Below are 17,906 nucleotides of genomic sequence, written 5' to 3'. Positions count from 1 at the left end.
CCACCAGGCCGATGTCGAGGTCGCCCTTCATGTCGATCTCGTGCACGCGCGCCGCATGCTGCCGGGCCGCCGCCGCGATGGCGCTGCCGCGCGGGCAGACGAGCACCGCTTCCTCGCCGCGCGCCCTGAGCCCCTGCAGCAGAAAGACCACCTGCAAGGCACCGCCGTACAGGTGCATGCCGGCCTCGACGTGCAGCGTCTTCACAGCGGCGCCAGCCGGAGGCTCACCCTGCCGGCCAGCACGCGCAGGGCTTCGTCGAACACGCGCTCGGCCTCGAAGGCGCGCATGCAGTCGTAGCGCCGGCCGCAGGTGGGGTGGCGGCGGCAGGGTGCGCAGGAGAGGTTCTCGTACAGCACCACGCTGCGTGCCGTGCCGGTGTCGAGGTAGGGCAGGGTCGATCCGAACAGCGCCACGCTGGGTACTCCGAGCGCCACGGCCATGTGCGTGAGGCCGGTGTCCACGCCGATCAGGACGGCGGCGTCGGCGATGGCTGCGACGCTCTCGTCGAGCGGCAGCAGGCCGCACAGATTGACGAGGCCCGGCACGCCGTCGGCAATGCGCTCCGCGGCCTCCCGGTCGCTTGGCCCGCCCAGCAGCACCGGCCGCAGGCCGCTTTCGAGAAAGCGCCGCGCCAAGGCCTGCCAGCGGTCCTCGAACCAATGCTTCTGTGGCCGGGTGGTGTAGGGACAGAGCACGGCGTAGCGCGCGGACGAGGCGGGGGGAGGAGGCGGGGCTTCGGCACGGGGCTCGGCGCAGGCCGCCTGCCGGCCCGCCAGCGCGTTGTGTTCCCGCGCGGTCGCCCGCAACTCCGCGCCGGCGAGCTTGTCGCGGGCCTTGCGTCTCGCCTCGTCACCCACGGCGAGGTCGAGTCGGAAGGCCTCGGCCGGCGCGCCGAGGTGCTTCGCGAGGTGCCGGTACTCGGCGCCGATCGGCCGCGTGCCGACATCGGCGGGCGGCACGACGCGCTCGGTAGCGAGCCGGTGACTGCCTTCGCGGCCGATCAGCGATAGCCGGTGCGGTGCACCGCTCAGCCACGACCACAGGCCGCTCTTGAGCAAGCCCTGAGCATCGAGCACGAGGTCGAAGCGCCGCTCGCGCAAGCTGCGGCGCAGCGCGCGAAAGCGCCGCCACACCTCGAGAAAGCGCCGCTCGCGCCAGAGCTTCTGCCATTCGCCGCGCGGCCAGACGATCACCTCGTCGAGCCGCGGGTTGTGCGCGAGCAGCGGTGACGCGGCAGGCTCGACCAGCCAGGCGATGTGCGCCCGGGGCCAGAGGTGACGCAGTGCGGGAATCAAACCCGAGGCCATCGTCACGTCCCCCAGCGCTGACAGGCGCACAACGAGGATGCTCGAGACGTCGCGGTAACGGTTGTCAGGCATTCACCAGGATTCTGGCATTCGCCTGTGCGTCGCGGCCTCGAAGCTCGCGGCAGAATGCGGCGCAACCGAGGCGAGGTGAATCGATTGAGAAGAACCCGTTGGCAAAAACTGGCACGCTCGCTCGAGAAGCCTTGGCGCCATCGTGCGCGTTCCGTCGGCCACGGCTTCAAGCGCCTGTTCGCGCCCACGCTCACCGCAGCCGAGTGGGCGCTTTACCGTCGGCACCCGCGCCAGGCCGCGAGTTCGGCCCCGCGCTTGTCCATCACGCTCACGTCTTACGCCCCCCGTTTCGGGACGCTGGCGTTGACGTTGCAGTCCTTGCTGAACCAATCGGCGGTGGCCGACGAGGTGGTGCTGTGGGTTCACGCGCCCGAGCTGCGACTGCTGCCCGAATCGGTCACACGCCTGCAGAAGTACGGCCTGCGGATCGTGCCCTGCGAGCGCGACTTGCGGGTGTACCTGAAAAGCATTCCGGCGCTTCGAAGCGAGCCGAACACGGTCTGGGTGACCGCTGACGACGACGTGCGCTATCCGCGCGACTGGCTCGCTTCACTGCTCGCAGGTCACCGCGCGGACCCAGCGGCGGTGATCTGCCGCCGAGCTCATCTGATGAAGTTCGACGCGGCCGGCCGGCCGTTGCCCTATAGGAGCTGGGCCAAGCAGACGCATTTCACCGGACCGGATGCGCCTCTTTTCGTGACGGGCGTGGGCGGCGTTCTTTATCCCCCGGGCTGCCTGCACGCCGATGCGACGGACGAGCAACGGTTTGCCTCGTTGAGTCCGAATGCCGACGATATCTGGCTCAACTGGATGCTCCGGCTGCAGGGCACGCGGGTCCGCCGTGTCGGCGACAACGCCGAACCCGTGACCTGGCTCAGCAGTCAGCGGGTGACGCTCTTCAAGAGCAATGCGCGCGGTTCGAACAACGACGAATGCCTGGTCCGCATGACCGAGGCGTACGGCTTCTGCTGTTTTCGGGCGCTCGATTCACGCAGTTCGGTGTTGCCGGTCATCGGTCTCGGCGAATTGGAGCCCGTGCAGTCGGCTGTAGATGCCCTTTTGGCCTAGCAGTTCGGCGTGGCTGCCGACTTCGGCGATGCGGCCCTGGTCCATGACGACGATGCGCTCGGCGTTGACGATGGTTGAAAGCCGGTGCGCGATCATGATCGTGGTGCGGCCGCGCTTGAGGTTCTCGATGGCCGCCTGCACCGCGCGCTCGCTCTCCGTGTCGAGCGCCGAGGTGGCTTCGTCGAGCAGCAGGATCGGCGCGTCCTTGAGCAGCGCGCGCGCGATGGCCAGACGCTGACGCTGCCCGCCCGAGAGGCGCGCGCCGTTTTCGCCGACCTGGGTGTGCAGGCCCTGCGGCAGATCGCGGATGAACTCCATGGCGTGCGCGGCCTCGGCCGCCTGGGCGATCTGCGCGTCACTCACCTCGCGCTCGGCGCCGTAGGCGATGTTGGCGGCGATGGTGTCGTTGAACAGAACGGTGTGCTGTGTCACCAGCGCGATGTTGGCGCGCAGGTCGGCGAGCCGGAGTTCGCGCACGTCGATGCCGTCGAGCAGCACGCGGCCGCCGTCGGGCACGTAAAAGCGCGGGATCAGCGCCATCAGCGAGGTCTTGCCGCTGCCCGAGGCGCCCACCAGCGCGAGCGTTTCGCCGGGCCGGATGTCGAGGTTCACGCCGTGCAGCGCGTCGCGCTCGGCCTGCGGATAGCGCAGGCTCACGTCCTCGAAGCGCACGGCGCCCTGGGCACGCTCGATGCGGCGTGTGCCGGTATCGGGCTCGACCGTCGCGTCGAGCAGTTCGAACACGCTGTCGGCCGCAGCCAGGCCGCGCTGCAGCACCTCGTTCACATTGGACAGGCGCTTGAGCGGCGCCAGCAGCAGCGCCATCGCGCCGAAGAAGGACACGAAGCCGCCGACGGTGAGCTGGTTCTGGCGCGACTGCAGCGCCGCGTAGTAGATGATCGCGGCCAGCGCCAGCACGGCGATGCCCTGCACCACCGGGCCGTTGGCCGCGGCGGTGGCCACCACCTTCATCGCGTAGCGGCGCAGCTGGTGCACCACCTTGTGGAAACGCCCGGCCTCGTAGGCGGCGCCACCGAACACCTTGATCTCGCGGTGGGCGCGGATCGCCTCGTTGATCACGTGCACCATCGAGGCTTGCGTCTTCTGCTGCTCGCGCGAGAGGCCGCGCAGCCGCCGGCTGGCCTTGCGGATCACCCAGGCGATGACCGGCAGCACCGTGAAGAACACCAGCGAGAGCCGCCAGTTCTGATAGAGCATGTAGCCCAGCAGGCCGAGCACCGTGAGGCTGTCGCGCACCACCGTGACCAGCGCGGTGGTGATGATCGGTGTGACCTGCGAGGTGTTGTAGGTCAGCTTGGAGACCAGCGAGGCGCCGGTGTGGGTGTCGAAGTGATGGGTCGGCAGCGTCAGCAGCTTGCCGAACAGGTCGGTGCGCAGATCGGCCAGCACCTTCTGCGCCACGCTGGCGAGTGCCACGCTGTGGCCGAAGTCGGCCAGGCCGCGCACCAGGAACAGCAGCACGATGAGCACCGGCATCAGGTGGATCGCGCTCGGGTCCTTCTCGACGAAGCTGCCGTCGAGCAGTTCCTTGAGCAGCGCCGGCAGCGCCGTCTCGGTGGCGGCATAGACCACCATCGCCACGACACCCATCGCGAAGGTGCGCCAGTAGGGGCGAACGCGGCGCAGCAGGCGGCGGTAGAGATAGGTGCGGGGAGGGGGGGTCACGGGGAGGGGATTCACGCGGCGGGTCGATTGTCCATGCTTAGCCGCGGACCCCCGCAGGGGCGACTCGGGCGCGGCAGGCATGGCACGCGTCCCACTCGACGACTGGGGCGACGGCAGAATCGGCCGATGAATTTCGCGCTGCGCTGCGCCCGACCCGACGACCTGCCCGCACTGGTGGCGCTGATCGGCGCACTGGCCGAGTACGAGAAGCTGACTCACCTGCTCGAAGTCACGCCCGAGACGCTGCATCCGCACCTGTTCGGCGAGCGGCCGGTGGCCGAGGCGCTGATCGCCGAGCTGAACAGTGGCGCAGTGGTCGGCTTCGCGCTCTTCTTCACCAACTTTTCCACCTTCCTCGGCAAGCCCGGCCTTTACCTGGAAGACCTGTTCGTGCTGCCCGAGCAGCGCCGCCTCGGCATCGGCAAGGCCTTGCTGCGCGCGCTCGGCCAGCTCGCGCTCGAACGCGGCTGCGGGCGTTTCGAGTGGAGCGTGCTCGACTGGAACGAGCCGGCGATCCGCTTCTACGAAGCGATGGGCGCGAGCGTGTTGCCGGACTGGCGCATCTGCAGGGTCAGCGGCCAGGCGCTCGAGCGCTTTGCTCAGACCGGCGCCTGAAATCCTCCGGACCGATAGGTCAGCACGAGCGTGTCGCGCGAGCCCTTGGCGAGGGGATCGAGCGGCTGGATCGGGGTGCTCTCGTGAACCACGCGGGGGTCGTCGAGCAGCAGTGCCGTCCACGGTTCTTCGAGCGTGAAGCGCACGCCTTGCGGGCCGTCCGCCTCGAAGATGCGCGTCTCGCCACCGAGCACGCCGCGCCGGCCGGCGAACACCACGGCGACGAAATCGACGCCGTCACGGTGGGCGCCTTCGGGCGTGGGCCGGCCCAGGCCGTCGGACGTGTCGATGCGGAAGGTGTGCGCCTCGATGTGCCAGCGGCCACCCGACGGCGCGCGCACCTTGGCGAACACGGCGCCCAGACCGAGCAGCAGCGCGCCCCAGGCCGGCTCGCGCGGCAACGACGCGTCGAGCGGCTCGAACCAGCGCTCCATGCCGCCGTGCAGGGCGTTGTAGGTCGTCGGCTGCCAGTGGGCACGGTGCTCCGTGGCCTGCAGGGTCGCCGGCTCCGCGTTCTGCACAAAGCAGCCGTGGCGGCGGAAACGGTAACGACCGCCGTCCTTGAGGTACTGGTCGGGCGGCAGGTGCTCCCAGTAGCGCGCCAGAGATTCGAAAGATTCGAGCGGCTGCCCGGTGAGCCGCAGCACAGCAGCCGTGTTCATCACGCAAAAGCCCTGCGTTCGCAGTCGTTGCTGCGCCGTGGCGGGGTCGAGGGGCAGTTGTAGATCGACGTGCATGGCGGGCTGTCTTCGGAGCGGCGACGAGCCTAGCATGCACATTCGTTCGATTCGATCGAGTACAGCCATGACCGAAACCGCCGCCGCTCCCGCTGCAATCGCCGCCGCTGCAACCGCCACCGATCACCACGAAGACCTGCACCGCGCCTTTCGCTGGCGGGTGCCGCCGCTCTTCAACCTGGCCGAGGCTTGCTGCGGCCGCTGGGCGCGCGACGCCGCCATGCGCGAGCGCATCGCCATCGTCCACGAGGCCGAGGACGGCGGCGTCACGCGCGTCAGCTACGCCGAACTGCAGGCACAGGCCAACCGCCTTGCGAACGCGCTCGAACGCGCGGGCCTGCAGCGCGGCGAGCGCGTTGCGCTGGTGCTGCCGCAGCGGCCCGAGACCGCGGTGGCGCACATCGCGATCCAGCAGCTCGGCGCAGTCGCGATGCCGCTGTCGATGTTGTTCGGGCCCGAAGCGCTGGAATACCGGCTGCAGGACAGCGCGGCGCGCCTCGCCATCGTCGATGCCGGCGCAGTGGCGAACCTGCGGGCCGCGCGGCCGGGCTGCCCGCAGTTGGCGACGGTGCTGGTGGTCGGCGGCGATGCAGGGGCCGCGGCGCACACGGGCGAACTCGACTGGCAGGCTGCGCTGCAGCGCGAGTCTGCGGTCCATGCAGCCGTGACGACGCAGGCCGGCGACGCCGCCATCCTCATCTACACCAGCGGCACCACCGGCCCGCCCAAGGGCGCGCTCATTCCGCAGCGAGCGCTGCTGGGCAATCTGCCGGGCTTCGTCTGCAGCCAGAACGGTTTCGACGGTGCTTGGCGCGAGCTGTGGCCGGATTCAACGGAACCCTCCCCTGCGAGGGGGGGCGCGGAGGGGGCGGTTGTCAATCGGGGGCACAGCCCGACCGCAGAGAGCCAAGAGACGCACAGCGTCTTCTGGAGCCCCGCGGATTGGGCATGGACGGGCGGGCTGATGGACGCACTGCTGCCCACGCTCTACTTCGGCCGCACCGTCGTGGGCACGCAAGGCCGCTTCGACCCGCTGCGCGCCTTCGAGCTCATGCAGCGCCACGAGGTCACGCACAGCTTCTTGTTCCCGACCGCGCTCAAGGCCATGATGAAGGCCGCGCCGGCGCCGCGCGAGCGCTATGCCTTGCAGCTGCGCGCCATCATGAGCGCCGGCGAGGCGGTGGGCGACGCGGTGTTCGCCTGGGTGCAGCAGGCACTCGGCCTCACCGTCAACGAGATGTTCGGCCAGACCGAGATCAACTACATCGTGGGCAACTGCGCTGGCGGCCTCGCCGGCGAGAACGGCGCAAGCGGGGAAGGCCTGCCCGGCTGGCCGGCGCGCGCCGGCAGCATGGGCCGTGTCTATCCCGGCCATCGCATCGCGGTGATCGACGACGCAGGTGAGGAAGTGCCACGCGGCACGCCGGGCGACGTGGCCCTGCACCGGTGCGACGTCCACGGCGAGCGCGACCCGATCTTCTTTCTCGGCTACTGGAACAACGAGTCCGCCACGCGAAGCAAATTCACCGGTGACGCCGACGATTCCTGGTGCCGCACCGGCGACACCGCGAGCATGGACGCCGACGGTTACCTCTGGTACCTGGGCCGCAGCGACGACGTGTTCAAGGTGGCCGGCTACCGCATCGGCCCGAGCGAGATCGAGAACTGCCTGGTCAAGCACCCGGCCGTGGCCAATGCCGCGGTCGTGCCCAAGCCCGATGCCGAGCGCGGCGCGCTGGTCAAGGCTTACGTGGTGCTGTCGAGCGGCGTGAAGGGCGACGCCGCGCTCGTCCATGCGCTCCAGCAGCACGTGCGCGGCCGGCTCGCGCCCTACGAATACCCGAAGGAGATCGAGTTCATCGATGCCCTGCCGATGACCACCACCGGCAAGTTGCAGCGGCGCGTGCTGCGGCTGCAGGAGGAAGAGCGGGCACGCTCGGCGGCGGGGCAGGGTTAGAGCGCAACTTGCCCGACAACGGCTGTGGGCTTTGCCGTCGGGAGGCCGGCACGGGACAATGCACGCCCTCGCGAAGCGCCGCCTTCCCGTGGACTGGCTTGCCGACTCATGGAGACACGATGGACCGCCTTGATCCCCTGCACGAAGGGCTCGCTGCGCTGGCGCAGCACCTGGCCGATCGACGCGAGGCGATCATGCGCGAATGGCGCACAGCGGTGCGCGGCGATCCCGAGTTGAGAACGGGCGCGTCGCTGCCGGTTTCGCAGTTGCACGATCACATCCCGGGTCTTCTCGATTCGTTCGCGCAGACCTTGCTGGCCAGGCCGGGCGACGAGCGCATCGCCTCCAAGGCGAACCAGGTGGAGGACGCCGTGGCGCACGGCCTGCACCGCTGGCATCAGGGCTACGACCTGCGCGAGGTGACGCGCGAGCTGGGTCGCCTGCACCTGTGTCTGGTCGCCGAGCTGGAAAGCTTCGAACGGGCTCGTCCGGACCTGTCCGGTGAAATCCTGTTCGCGGCCCGCCGGCGCCTGGCCGAGTTGTTCAACGACGGCGTGAGCGAAAGCACCGGCGAGTACTTCGCGTTGCAGCAGGTCGAGGCCAGAGGGCATGTGAAGGACCTCGAACGGGCGTTGGAACAGATTCGCGAGCTGGAGCAGCAGCGCGGAGAGTTGTGGCGTCAAGCCGCGCATGACCTGCGGGGCAACCTCGGGGTGGTGTCCAACGCCACTGCGGTGCTCGAGCGCGAAGACCTGGCGAGCCCGCTTCGGGACAAGTTCCTGCGCCTGTTGACGAGAAACGTCTCCTCGCTGCATGCCTTGCTCGACGACGTGCTCGACTTCGCGCGGCTGCAGGCTGGACAGGAGCATCGGCAGGTCCAGCCCTTCGACGCCGCGGCGCTGCTGCGGGAACTCTGCGAAGACCATCAGAAGTTCGCCGCCGAGCGCGGCCTGGCACTGAACGCCGAGGGGCCGCAGGCCTGGGTGGTGGAGGGCGACGCGGTGAAAGTCAGGCGCGTCGCCCAGAACCTCGTGTTGAACGCGCTGAAGTACACCTCGACAGGAGGCGTGTACGTGCGCTGGGGCGAGAGCGCCGCAGACGACGAGCGCCGTTGGATGCTGAGCGTCGAAGACACCGGGCCGGGCTTTCACGCAGGGCCGGGCGCGCCCCTGGCGGGCGCGATGGAGCAGGCAACGGCGGAGGCGAAGCTGCTGGAAGAAGACGCAGACAGCGATCGGAACAGTGGCTCGCACGACGCAAACCGCGAGCTCGCGCGAGACGACCGCCCCGTTCATCAGCAAGCCGGCGAGGGCGTCGGCCTGTCCATCGTCAAGCGGCTGTGCGAACTGCTCGACGCGACCATCGAGCTCGAAACGACGCCGACGGCGGGGACCACGTTCCGGGTGCTGTTTCCGCGCCGGTATGCGAACTGAGATCGACGGCCGTGCCGGTACGCCCGCGACCGTCTTTCTCAAGCGCGCGAAGCTCTCCTTCACCGAGCATTTCTACGAGTACGTCGAGCGTGGCGGCACGGCCGAATCGGCCCGCCAGCTCGGCGTGAACGAGCATGCCGTCGTCAAGACCCTGGTGATGCAGGACGAGAACGCCTGCCCGCTGATCGTGCTGATGCACGGCGACCGGCAAGTGGGTTTGAAGGCGCTGGCGCGCGAGATCGGTTGCAAGCGCGTGGCGCCCTGCGAGCCTGCGGCGGCGCAGCGCCACAGCGGCTATCTCGTCGGCGGCACCTCGCCTTTCGGTTCGAGGAAGGCCATGCCGGTGTTCGTGGAGGCGAGCGTGCTGGAGCTGGCGTTGATCTACATCAACGGGGGGCGGCGGGGGTTTCTGCTCGGGGTCGCGCCGCGTGCGGCGCTGCAGCTGGTGGATGCTCGGCCGGTGCATTGCGCCAGTTAGCGATGCTCGGGAAGCCCGGGCCGGGCCCTCACCCCAACCCTCTCCCAGAGGGAGAGGGAGCAGCCCCGCAGCCGGGCAAAATAGCGCATGCCCTTTCTGTATCCCGCGCTGGCCGTTGTGGCCGCCTACCTGGTCGGCTCCGTGTCGTTCGGCGTGATCGTGAGCCGCGGCTTCGGTCTGCCGGACCCGCGCACCTACGGCTCGGGCAACCCCGGGGCCACCAACGTGCTGCGCTCGGGCAAGAAAGCCGCCGCCATCCTGACGCTCGTGCTCGACGCGGCCAAGGGCGCGCTGCCGGTATGGGCCGTGCAGCAGTTCGGCGCGGACCACGGCCTGGGCCAGGGCACGGTGGCGCTTATCGGGCTGGCGGCCTTCGTCGGGCACCTGTGGCCGGTGTTCTTCGGCTTCAAGGGCGGCAAGGGGGTGGCCACGGCCGCAGGGGTGCTGCTGGCCTTGAACCCGTTTCTCGCACTGGCCACGCTGGCGAGCTTCGCGATCATCCTGTTCTTCTTTCGCTACGTGTCGCTTGCCTCGATCGTCGCGGCCGCGTTCGCGCCCTTCTACCAGTTGCTCATCTGGCGGCCGGGCCCGCTGGCGGCAGTCATCGTGGTGATGAGCGTGCTGCTGATCTGGCGGCACAGCGCCAACATTCAAAAACTGCTGGCCGGCACCGAACGCAAGTTCGGCGAGAAGACCAAAGCCGTCGGCCACACTCCCGCCAAAGGACGCTCATGACGATTCAACGCTTCGATGTCGCCACCCGCCTGTCCGAAATGGCGGTGCACAACGGCACCGTCTATCTGGCCGGACAAGTCGCGGCCGATGGCAGCCAGGACATCCGCGGCCAGACCACGCAGGTGCTCGACGCCATCGACGCGCTGCTCGAGCGCGCCGGCAGCGACAAGAGCAAGCTGCTCCATGTGCAGATCTTCATCGCCGACCTGAGCGACTTTCCGGCCCTCAATGAGGTGTACGAGAAGTGGCTGCCGCACGGCGCCGCACCGCCGCGTGCCACGGTGCAGGCGGCGCTTGCCAAGCCGGAGTGGAAGGTCGAACTGGTGGTGACGGCGGCGGTGTGAGGATGGATCGTGCTGTTGATCAGCGGTGGGGTCGCGTTGCAGCTCGCACGGCGGCCCTCACTTGCGGTGCGCGTCCGGGCTTGCGAGTCCGGACCGTTCAGCGGGCTCGGCGCACGAGGCTCGATCGCCCCGCTTCGACCCCGACTCTCTCGCAGCGCGAGACGGAGTAACACTCATGCGCCAGTCTGCACGCTCGTTGATCGGTCTCGTGGCGCTCGTCGCCGCCGCGGCGCTGGCGAACACGGGGTGGGGCGAGTTCAAGGCGTGGCGGCTGGGCGGGCAGGTGGCGCAGTCGGCGCGCGCTGGCGACATCGAGATGCTGTCCTCGGTGACCTGTCCTTACTGCGATGCGGCCCGGGCCTGGTTCGCCGAGCACGAGGTGCCCGTCCGTGAGTGCTTCATCGAGCGCGATGCCGACTGCGCAGCGCGTTTCGCCGCGCTGCGCTCGCCCGGCACGCCGCTGCTGGTGGTGCGAGGCGAGCCGCAGGTGGGTTTCAGCGCGAAGCGGGTGGCTGAGGCCCTGCAATAGAGATCGTGCGGCGCAGGGCGTGAGACGGCTGCGGGGCGAGGACATGGGCGGGGTCTCGCGCTGGAACACGCGGACACGGACCGGCGCGCGTGGCGCGGACCGCGAATCACCGCGTCGACGTTGCGAGCCGCTCGCGCAGCGCCACGACGGCGCTGTCCACCGTGGTCAGCACCGGCGGGCCCCCTGCGCCGAGCGCCTGTCGCACGGCCGGAGCGGCTCGGGCCATGCTGAACTGCGCGAGTGCGATCACGGCGCAGCCTTGCGCCTGGAGTGAGCGCGCCGCGGCGCACACGGCTGCATCGTGGGCCGCCCCGTCGCCGGCGTTCAAGGCCGCGAGGGCGTCTGCGGCGAGACAGGTGCGCACATCGATGCCGGCTCCGAACTCGGCCGGCATCGACTGCAAGGTCGGCTCGAAGCTCGCCACCAGGCCGAGCCGCTGGCCGGGCGCCAGGCGGCGCAGCGCTTCGGCCACCATGGCTTCGTTGGGCTTGAGTACCGGCATGTCCGGCCGGCGCCGTGCCACGGCCTCGATGCACGGGCCGAAGGCCGAGCAGGTGAAGAGGAGACCCTGGGCGCCGCAGCCGACCGCGTAGGCGGCCAGCTGCTCGAAGCGATCGTGCATGCGTGCATCGAGCCCTTGGCCGCCACGCGCCAAGTCCGCCGAAAGGCTGTCGTCGAGCAGGTTCATGCGTTGGCATTGCGGCCAGTCGCGCTCGAAGGCGGCGTTCACTGGCGCCATCGAGTGCGCCAGCGCGTGGATCAGCACGACACGCGGTGCGGTGCTTTTCATCGACTTTCCTTGGCGCTACTGCCACGCCAGTGGGTCGGGCTGTCGTCCAGGCCGGCGCGCCAAAGGGTTCACGCCGGTGCCAGGCGCGGCGCTGGCAGGCGTCGGCCCTGCGTCCCCCACACCAGCGCGGCAAGCAACAACGCGGGCAGGTAGAACCAGTGCGTGCTGGGCCGGTCGGTCGGCTGCTGCACGGCCGAGACGTCCCAGCCCTGCTGGAACCCGGACTTGCTTGCGCGGGAGCCGAACTTCACGGCGCCCACCTGCAACTGATCGCCCAGCGGCAACAGCTGCAGCCCGGCCTCGGTGAGGCGCTGGCGGGCGGACGCCCCCGCGCCGAGGTTGACCGCCACCGTCTTGGTGATTTCGTCGCCCTCGATCGTCGTGCCTTCCAGGATCAGCGCCAGGCGCGAGCCCGGCGGCAGGCTGTCGATCACCTCGTACACCTGCGCGGCCGGCAGCAGGCGGTGCGATGGCGTGAGCCGGTCCATGAAATAGTCGGGCCGGAACAGCAGCACCACCGCGACGACGAGCAAGGCGGTTTCCCACCAGTGGCTCTTCACGCGGAACCAGTTCATCGTGACGGCCGTGAACAGCAGCATGGCCACGGTGCAGGCCAGCACCACGCGCATCAGCTCGAAGCCGCCGTGCACGTCGATCAGCAGCAGCTGCGGATTGAAGATCCAGATGAAAGGCAGGATGACGGTGCGCAGCGCATAGACCGCACCCTGCACGCCGGTGGCGATGGCGTCCTCGCCCGAAATGGCGGAGGCCGCGAAGGTCGCCAGCCCCACGGGTGGCGTGATGTCGCCCATGATTCCGTAATAGAAGACGAACAGGTGAACGGCGATCAGCGGGATGACCAGGCCGGAGCGTGCGCCCAGCTCCACCACCACCGGCGCCATCAGCGTGGCCACCAGCACGTAGTTCGCGGTGGTCGGCACGCCCAGGCCGAGCACCAGGCAGACGAAGGCGACGAACAGCAGCATGACGATCACGTCGCCCTGCGAGACGAATTCGACGAACTCCGTCATGCGCAGGCCCAGGCCGGTGAGCGTGATGCCGCCGACGATGATGCCGGCGGTGGCCGTGGCCACGCCGATGCCGATCATGTTGCGCGAACCGCCCTCGAGGCCGTCGATCACGGCACGCGCACCGGACAGCCAATGGCCCGCCGCAGATCGCCCGCGCAAAAGCTCGATCAGCGGGCGTTGCGTGAGCATGAGGGCGATCAGCACCGCGATGGCCCAGAAGGCGGCCAGCGAGGGCGACATCTGCTCGACCATCAGACACCAGATGAGAGTGCCGATCGGCATGAGGTAGTGCAGGCCGGCGCGCACCGTGGGCCAGGTGTCGAGGGCGCGCGGGTTGTCGATGTCGATGTCCTCGGGCAGGTCCGGGCTGCGCGCCGCCTGCTGCACGGAAACGAAGTACAGCGCCAGCACCGCCGCACCCGTTGCCCAGGGCGCCGCGGCGCCGAGCCAGGCGTCCAGGCCGGTGAACAGGTAGTACAGCAGCGCGATCACGATCGCGCTGCCCGACAGGCCGAGCCCGAAGCGCAGCATCGAATCGCGCCAGGAGCGCGGCGCCCGCTCGATGATCGGCTGCATGCCGAGCTTGAGCGCCTCGAGGTGCACGATGTAGAGCAGGCCGATGTAGGCCAGCACGGCCGGCAGCAGCGCGTGCTTGACGACTTCGCTGTAGGGAATGCCGACGTACTCGACCATCAGGAAGGCGGCCGCGCCCATGACCGGCGGCATGATCTGGCCGTTGACGGACGACATGGTCTCGATTGCGCCGGCCTTCACGCCGCCGTAGCCGGCTTTCTTCATGAGCGGGATCGTGAAGATGCCGCCCGAGACCACGTTGGACACCGACGAGCCCGAGATCATGCCGTTGAGCGCGGAGGAGATGACGGCCACCTTGGCCGGCCCGCCGCGCAGGTGGCCGAGCATCGCGAAGCTCACCTGCATCATGTAGTTGCCGCCGCCCGCCCTGTCGAGCAGGGTGCCGAACAGCACGTAGACGAAGATCGTGCCGGCCGAAACGCCGAGCGCGATGCCGTAGACGCCCTCGGTGGTCAGCCACATGTGCGAGAGCAGCCGGCTGAGCGAGGCGCCGCGGTGCGACAGCAACTCGGGCATGAGCGGCCCGGCCATGCTGTAGAAGATGAACAGCGCCGCCAGCACCGCCATCGGCCAGCCGACGGCGCGGCGCGTGGCTTCGAGCAGCAGCACCAGGCCGATGCTCGCGACCACGATGTCCATCGTGGTCGGCAGGCCGGGGCGGGTGGCGAGCTCGCCGTAGAACAGCAGGAAATAGCCGCCGGCAAAGGCGCCGGCCAGCGCCAGCACCACGTCGGTCAGGGGCACGCGGTCGCGCGGCGAGCGCTTGAAGGCGGGCCAGGCCAGGAAAGCCAGGCCGAGCGCGAAGGCCAGGTGCAGCGAGCGCGCCTCGGTGTCGTTGAGGATGCCGATGCCGAAGGTGAAGGGCAGCGGCGAGGCATACCACAACTGAAACAGCGCCCAGGACAGCGCCAGCGCGAAGATCACATGCCCGGCGGGCCCCTGCAGCTTGCGAGCGCCGGTGTCGGCGGAGGCGACGAGCTCCTGCAGCGCCTCGGGCGCCTTCTCGATGTCGGTGGCCATGGCGCTCCGTCCGCGTTGATCGTTGTTCTGTCTCTCTCGAGGCAGAGCCGGACCTTTGTTCTCTCTCCCTCGAGGCAGGGTCAGGTCTTGGTCCCCTCTCCCTCTGGGAGAGGGAGCAATACAAGGCCGGCTCTTTTCAACCGGCCAAGAGGCTATGCCTATGCCCTCTTCCGAGGGCACCCGCTCACTTCATCCAGCCCTTTTCCTTGTAGTACTTCACCGCACCTTCATGAAGCGGCGCTGACAGGCCGTCCTTGATCATGTTCTCCGGCTTGAGGTTGGCCAGCGCCGGGTGCAGCTTCTTGAACTCGTCGAAGTTCTCGAACACCGCGCGCACCACCTGGTAGACCGTTTCCGCCGGCGCCTTGTCGGAGGTCACCACGGTGGCGAGCACGCCGTAGGTGTCTGTCGGCTGGGGGTTGTTGGGGTACAGGCCGCCGGGGACGGTGGCCTTGGCGTAGAAGGGCTTGCTCTCCACCAGCTTGTCGACTGCCGGTCCGGTCAGCGAGACCAGTTGGGCGCCGCAGGTGGTGGTCGGATCCTGGATGTTGGCCGACGGGTGGCCCACGGCGTAGAAGAAGCCGTCGATCTTGCCGTCGCACAGGGCCGGGCCGTGCTCATCGGCCTTGAGTTCGGAGGCGAGCGAGAAGTCGTCGAGCTTCATGCCCATCGCCGCGATCATTTCCTCCAGCGAGGCGCGCGTGCCCGAGCCGGGGTTGCCGACGTTGAAGCGCTTGCCCTTGAAGTCGGCGAAGTTCTTGATGCCGGATCCCTTGCCCGCCACCACCGTGAAGGGCTCCGGGTGCACCGAGAACAGGGCGCGCTGGCCGGCCCAGGCGCCGGCGTCCTTGAACTGGCCTTCGCCTTTGGTGGCGTTGTATTGCACGTCGGACTGCGCAAACCCGATGTCGAGCTCTCCGCCCTTGATGGTGTTGATGTTGAACACCGAGCCGCCGGTCGATTCGACCGAGCAGCGGATGTTGTGCTTGGCGCGGTCCTTGTTGACCAGCCGGCAGATGGCGCCGCCGGCCGCGTAGTACACGCCGGTCACGCCGCCGGTACCGACGGTGACGAACTTCTGCTGCGCGGCGGCGGGCAGGCTGCCCAAGGTGGCGGCAAGGCCGGCGGCGAAGACGAGAGCGAGTCTGGCTTTGATCATGGAATGGCTCCAGGGGTAAAGAGTCGGCAGGCCGAGGCGGCGCGAGTGGCGCCGTCTCGAGGAGTTTCAGTCAGGAGCAGGGAGCGAGGCAATCGCGTCGTCGATTGCGCCGTGCAACTGCTCGGCGATGAAGTCGAGATGCGCATCGTCCACGATGAAAGGCGGTGCCAGCAATACATGTTCACCCTGTTGACCATCGACCGTGCCGCCCATCGGATAAACCAGCAGCCCGCGCGCCATGGCCGCTGTCTTGATGTGTACATGCAAGCGCCGGGCCGGATCGAAAGCCTGCTTGCTCGCCCGGTCGCGCACCAGCTCCACGCCCCAAAACAGGCCCCGGCCACGAATGTCTCCCACGTGCGGGTGATCGCCGAGCCGATCGCGCAGGCGCTGCTCCAGTGCCGCGCCTTGTCGCTGCACGCGCTCGAGCAGGCCGTCGCGTTCGATCACCTGTTGCACCGCCAGCGCGGCGGCACAGGCCACCGGATGGCCGAGGTAGGTATGGCCGTGCTGAAAAAAGCCGCTGCCGGCCGACATCGCCTCGACGATGCGCCGCTGCACCAGAACGGCGCCGATCGGCTGATAGCCGCCGCCCAGCCCCTTGGCGATGGTCATGAGGTCGGGCGCCACGCCCTCGGCTTCGCAAGCGTGCAGGGTGCCGGTGCGGCCCATGCCGCACATCACCTCGTCCAGGATGAGCAGCACGCCGTGGCGGTCACAGACCTCGCGCACGGCCATGAAGTAGCCCGGCACGGGCGTCAGCACGCCGGCGGTGGCGCCGCCCACCGTCTCGGCCACGAAGGCGATCACGCGCTCGGGACCCAGGGACCGGATCGTCTCATCGAGTTCGCGTGCGAGCCGCAGGCCGTACGCCTCGGCGTTTTCGTCCCCGCGCTGCTCGCGGTAGGGATAGCAGGGCGACACATGCGTGGCCGGCACGAGGAGGGGCGCGAAGGGCGCACGCCGCCAGGCGTTTCCGCCGACGGCCAGCGCGCCGAGCGTGTTGCCGTGGTAGCTCTGGCGGCGGGCGATGAACTGCGTGCGCTCGGGCTGGCCGATTTCGACGAAATACTGGCGCGCCATCTTCAGCGCGGCCTCCACCGCCTCCGAGCCGCCGCTCACGAAATAGGCGTGGCTGACGCCGGCCGGCGCATTGGCCACCAGTTGCCCGGCGAGTTGCTCGGCCACCTCGGTCGTGAAGAAGCTGGTATGGGCATAGGCGATGCGGTCGATCTGCGCGTGCATCGCGGCGAGAACCGCGGGGTGTGCGTGGCCAAGGCAGGACACCGCGGCACCGCCCGAGGCGTCGAGGTAGCGCCGGCCGGCGGCATCGGTGATGAACACGCCCTCGGCGGACACCGCCACGGGCGGCAAGTGGTGCAGATGGCGGTGCATGACCGGGCCGCCGACGGAACGGGATGTGTCGGGTGCGTTCATTGCGATCTTCCTGTCTGGTCCGGCGCGGTGGGCCGCGTGGTCACAGTCGATGCCTTCACAACCCCAGCGCGGCCGGCGCGCCGCGGCCCAGCCGCACCAGCACCGCTGCTTCGCCGCTCAGATCGACCACCGTGGTCGGCTGCATCGTGCACGCACCCGCATCGACGATGGCGTGCAGTTGCTTCTCGAAGCGCTCGCGGATCTGCTGCGGGTCGTTCAGCGGCTCGGATTCACCCGGCGGGATGAAGGTGGTGGCGAGCAGGGGCTCGCCGAAAGCGTCGAGAAGCGCCTGCGTCACCGCATGGTCAGGCACGCGCAGGCCGATGGTGCGGCGCGACGGATGCGACACGCGCCGCGGCACTTCCTTGGTGGCTTGCAGAATGAAGGTGAAAGGCCCCGGCGTGGCCAGCTTGAGCAGCCGGTACTGCCGGTTGTCCACCCGTGCGTAGCCGGCCAGCTCGCTCAGGTCGCGGCACAGCAGGGTGAGGTGGTGCTTGTCGTCGACGCCACGGATGCGCCGCATGTTCTCGGCGGCCGTCTTGTCGTCGAGGTGGCAGACCAGCGCGTAACTGGAGTCGGTGGGAATCGCCGCGATGCCGCCGCCATGGAGGATCTGCGCGGCCTGCTTGAGCAGGCGCGGCTGCGGGTTCTCCGGGTGGACCTCGAAGTACTGGGCCATGGCCGATTGTCGGCTGCCAAGCGCTCCGTCGCTCAGCCCCAGGGGTTGATCACGGGCGTCGGCAGATCCTCGAAGTGGCGCACATTGCGCGTTGCCAGCGTTGCCCGGCGGGCGATGGCAATGCCGGCGATCTGGGTGTCGCGCACGTCCACCGGGCGTCCCGCCCGTTGGCGGGCAGCGCCGATCAGGGCGGCCTGGGCGGCAGCCTCGGCGTCGAAGGGCAGGATGCGGTGC

General features: G+C 69.1%; 16 protein-coding genes and 2 pseudogenes. 8 read left to right on the top strand and 10 right to left on the bottom strand.

Annotation, left to right across the window (positions count from 1 at the left end):
• Positions 1-205, bottom strand: a pseudogene (locus tag H0W38_RS03430) (glycosyltransferase family 1 protein); the annotation flags it as partial.
• On the bottom strand, positions 202-1,380 hold the full coding sequence (locus H0W38_RS03425; RefSeq protein WP_292451216.1) for a glycosyltransferase family 9 protein: 1,179 nt from the start codon (positions 1,378-1,380) through the stop codon (positions 202-204). The gene H0W38_RS03425 and the pseudogene H0W38_RS03430, both read right to left, overlap by 4 nt.
• Before the next feature lie 84 nt (positions 1,381-1,464).
• Here H0W38_RS03425 and H0W38_RS03420 point away from each other — a divergent pair, with 84 nt between their 5' ends.
• Positions 1,465-2,448, top strand: coding sequence for a hypothetical protein (locus H0W38_RS03420; RefSeq protein ID WP_292451214.1), 984 nt, complete (start codon positions 1,465-1,467; stop codon positions 2,446-2,448).
• Here the strand turns inward: H0W38_RS03420 and msbA are convergent.
• Positions 2,368-4,134: a lipid A export permease/ATP-binding protein MsbA gene (gene msbA, locus H0W38_RS03415; protein ID WP_292451212.1), complete on the bottom strand. Its 1,767-nt coding sequence runs from the start codon at positions 4,132-4,134 to the stop codon at positions 2,368-2,370. The two genes, H0W38_RS03420 and msbA, sit on opposite strands and share 81 nt — an antisense overlap.
• Positions 4,135-4,260: 126 nt before the next feature.
• Between msbA and H0W38_RS03410 the strand changes: the two genes are divergently transcribed.
• Positions 4,261-4,749, top strand: a complete 489-nt coding sequence (locus tag H0W38_RS03410; RefSeq protein ID WP_292451211.1) for a GNAT family N-acetyltransferase — start codon at positions 4,261-4,263, stop codon at positions 4,747-4,749.
• Here the strand turns inward: H0W38_RS03410 and H0W38_RS03405 are convergent.
• Positions 4,734-5,486 (bottom strand): 2OG-Fe dioxygenase family protein, encoded by a 753-nt coding sequence (locus tag H0W38_RS03405; RefSeq protein ID WP_292451209.1) that lies wholly within the window; start codon positions 5,484-5,486, stop codon positions 4,734-4,736. The two genes, H0W38_RS03410 and H0W38_RS03405, sit on opposite strands and share 16 nt — an antisense overlap.
• Positions 5,487-5,553: 67 nt before the next feature.
• Here H0W38_RS03405 and H0W38_RS03400 point away from each other — a divergent pair, with 67 nt between their 5' ends.
• From H0W38_RS03400 to H0W38_RS03375, 6 genes are all read left to right on the top strand, one after another.
• Positions 5,554-7,443: an acyl-CoA synthetase gene (locus tag H0W38_RS03400; RefSeq protein ID WP_292451207.1), complete on the top strand. Its 1,890-nt coding sequence runs from the start codon at positions 5,554-5,556 to the stop codon at positions 7,441-7,443.
• Between the two features lie 119 nt (positions 7,444-7,562).
• Positions 7,563-8,876 (top strand): sensor histidine kinase, encoded by a 1,314-nt coding sequence (locus H0W38_RS03395; RefSeq protein WP_292451206.1) that lies wholly within the window; start codon positions 7,563-7,565, stop codon positions 8,874-8,876.
• Positions 8,866-9,354 (top strand): aminoacyl-tRNA deacylase, encoded by a 489-nt coding sequence (locus H0W38_RS03390; protein WP_292451204.1) that lies wholly within the window; start codon positions 8,866-8,868, stop codon positions 9,352-9,354. The genes H0W38_RS03395 and H0W38_RS03390 overlap by 11 nt, the downstream gene beginning before the upstream one ends.
• A gap of 87 nt (positions 9,355-9,441) precedes the next feature.
• Positions 9,442-10,089 (top strand): glycerol-3-phosphate 1-O-acyltransferase PlsY, encoded by a 648-nt coding sequence (plsY, locus tag H0W38_RS03385; RefSeq protein WP_292451202.1) that lies wholly within the window; start codon positions 9,442-9,444, stop codon positions 10,087-10,089.
• Positions 10,086-10,433 (top strand): RidA family protein, encoded by a 348-nt coding sequence (locus tag H0W38_RS03380; RefSeq protein ID WP_292451200.1) that lies wholly within the window; start codon positions 10,086-10,088, stop codon positions 10,431-10,433. The genes plsY and H0W38_RS03380 overlap by 4 nt, the downstream gene beginning before the upstream one ends.
• A 175-nt stretch (positions 10,434-10,608) precedes the next feature.
• The gene (locus H0W38_RS03375; RefSeq protein ID WP_292451198.1) at positions 10,609-10,962 is read left to right on the top strand and encodes a glutaredoxin family protein; all 354 of its coding nucleotides are present in this window, start codon (positions 10,609-10,611) and stop codon (positions 10,960-10,962) included.
• 106 nt (positions 10,963-11,068) lie between these two features.
• Here H0W38_RS03375 and H0W38_RS03370 read toward each other — a convergent pair whose 3' ends face one another.
• From H0W38_RS03370 to H0W38_RS03345, 6 genes and pseudogenes are all read right to left on the bottom strand, one after another.
• Positions 11,069-11,752 carry an aspartate/glutamate racemase family protein gene (locus H0W38_RS03370; protein ID WP_292451197.1) on the bottom strand — a complete coding sequence of 228 codons (684 nt, stop codon included), beginning with the start codon at positions 11,750-11,752 and terminating at the stop codon, positions 11,069-11,071.
• A 68-nt stretch (positions 11,753-11,820) separates the two neighbouring features.
• Positions 11,821-14,397 carry a TRAP transporter permease gene (locus H0W38_RS03365; protein ID WP_292451196.1) on the bottom strand — a complete coding sequence of 859 codons (2,577 nt, stop codon included), beginning with the start codon at positions 14,395-14,397 and terminating at the stop codon, positions 11,821-11,823.
• A 184-nt stretch (positions 14,398-14,581) separates the two neighbouring features.
• Positions 14,582-15,556, bottom strand: a complete 975-nt coding sequence (locus H0W38_RS03360) for a TAXI family TRAP transporter solute-binding subunit (protein ID WP_292451194.1) — start codon at positions 15,554-15,556, stop codon at positions 14,582-14,584.
• Between the two features lie 66 nt (positions 15,557-15,622).
• Positions 15,623-16,993, bottom strand: a complete 1,371-nt coding sequence (locus tag H0W38_RS03355) for an aspartate aminotransferase family protein (RefSeq protein ID WP_292451193.1) — start codon at positions 16,991-16,993, stop codon at positions 15,623-15,625.
• Positions 16,994-17,048: 55 nt separating this feature from the next.
• Entirely contained in the window at positions 17,049-17,672 is a 624-nt protein-coding gene (locus H0W38_RS03350; protein ID WP_292451191.1) for an L-threonylcarbamoyladenylate synthase, read from the bottom strand.
• 32 nt (positions 17,673-17,704) lie between these two features.
• Positions 17,705-17,906 (bottom strand): annotated as a pseudogene (locus H0W38_RS03345) (VapC toxin family PIN domain ribonuclease); the annotation flags it as partial.

Origin of the sequence: Methylibium sp. (assembly GCF_013817365.1) — a bacterium.
In the GTDB taxonomy this organism is placed as follows: Bacteria; Pseudomonadota; Gammaproteobacteria; order Burkholderiales; family Burkholderiaceae_C; genus Methylibium.
This window is presented reverse-complemented; position numbering and strand designations above follow the sequence as displayed.

Bases quoted from the DNA above. Each gene is read 5' to 3' on its own strand.
- H0W38_RS03375 (WP_292451198.1), top strand. From the start codon at position 10,609: ATGCGCCAGTCTGCACGCTCGTTGATCGGTCTCGTGGCGCTCGTCGCC.
- H0W38_RS03350 (WP_292451191.1), bottom strand. From the start codon at position 17,672: ATGGCCCAGTACTTCGAGGTCCACCCGGAGAACCCGCAGCCGCGCCTG.
- H0W38_RS03400 (WP_292451207.1), top strand. From the start codon at position 5,554: ATGACCGAAACCGCCGCCGCTCCCGCTGCAATCGCCGCCGCTGCAACC.
- H0W38_RS03380 (WP_292451200.1), top strand. From the start codon at position 10,086: ATGACGATTCAACGCTTCGATGTCGCCACCCGCCTGTCCGAAATGGCG.
- H0W38_RS03365 (WP_292451196.1), bottom strand. From the start codon at position 14,397: ATGGCCACCGACATCGAGAAGGCGCCCGAGGCGCTGCAGGAGCTCGTC.
- H0W38_RS03370 (WP_292451197.1), bottom strand. From the start codon at position 11,752: ATGAAAAGCACCGCACCGCGTGTCGTGCTGATCCACGCGCTGGCGCAC.
- H0W38_RS03390 (WP_292451204.1), top strand. From the start codon at position 8,866: ATGCGAACTGAGATCGACGGCCGTGCCGGTACGCCCGCGACCGTCTTT.
- plsY (WP_292451202.1), top strand. From the start codon at position 9,442: ATGCCCTTTCTGTATCCCGCGCTGGCCGTTGTGGCCGCCTACCTGGTC.
- H0W38_RS03395 (WP_292451206.1), top strand. From the start codon at position 7,563: ATGGACCGCCTTGATCCCCTGCACGAAGGGCTCGCTGCGCTGGCGCAG.
- H0W38_RS03405 (WP_292451209.1), bottom strand. From the start codon at position 5,486: ATGCACGTCGATCTACAACTGCCCCTCGACCCCGCCACGGCGCAGCAA.
- H0W38_RS03410 (WP_292451211.1), top strand. From the start codon at position 4,261: ATGAATTTCGCGCTGCGCTGCGCCCGACCCGACGACCTGCCCGCACTG.
- H0W38_RS03425 (WP_292451216.1), bottom strand. From the start codon at position 1,380: ATGCCTGACAACCGTTACCGCGACGTCTCGAGCATCCTCGTTGTGCGC.
- H0W38_RS03355 (WP_292451193.1), bottom strand. From the start codon at position 16,993: ATGAACGCACCCGACACATCCCGTTCCGTCGGCGGCCCGGTCATGCAC.
- H0W38_RS03360 (WP_292451194.1), bottom strand. From the start codon at position 15,556: ATGATCAAAGCCAGACTCGCTCTCGTCTTCGCCGCCGGCCTTGCCGCC.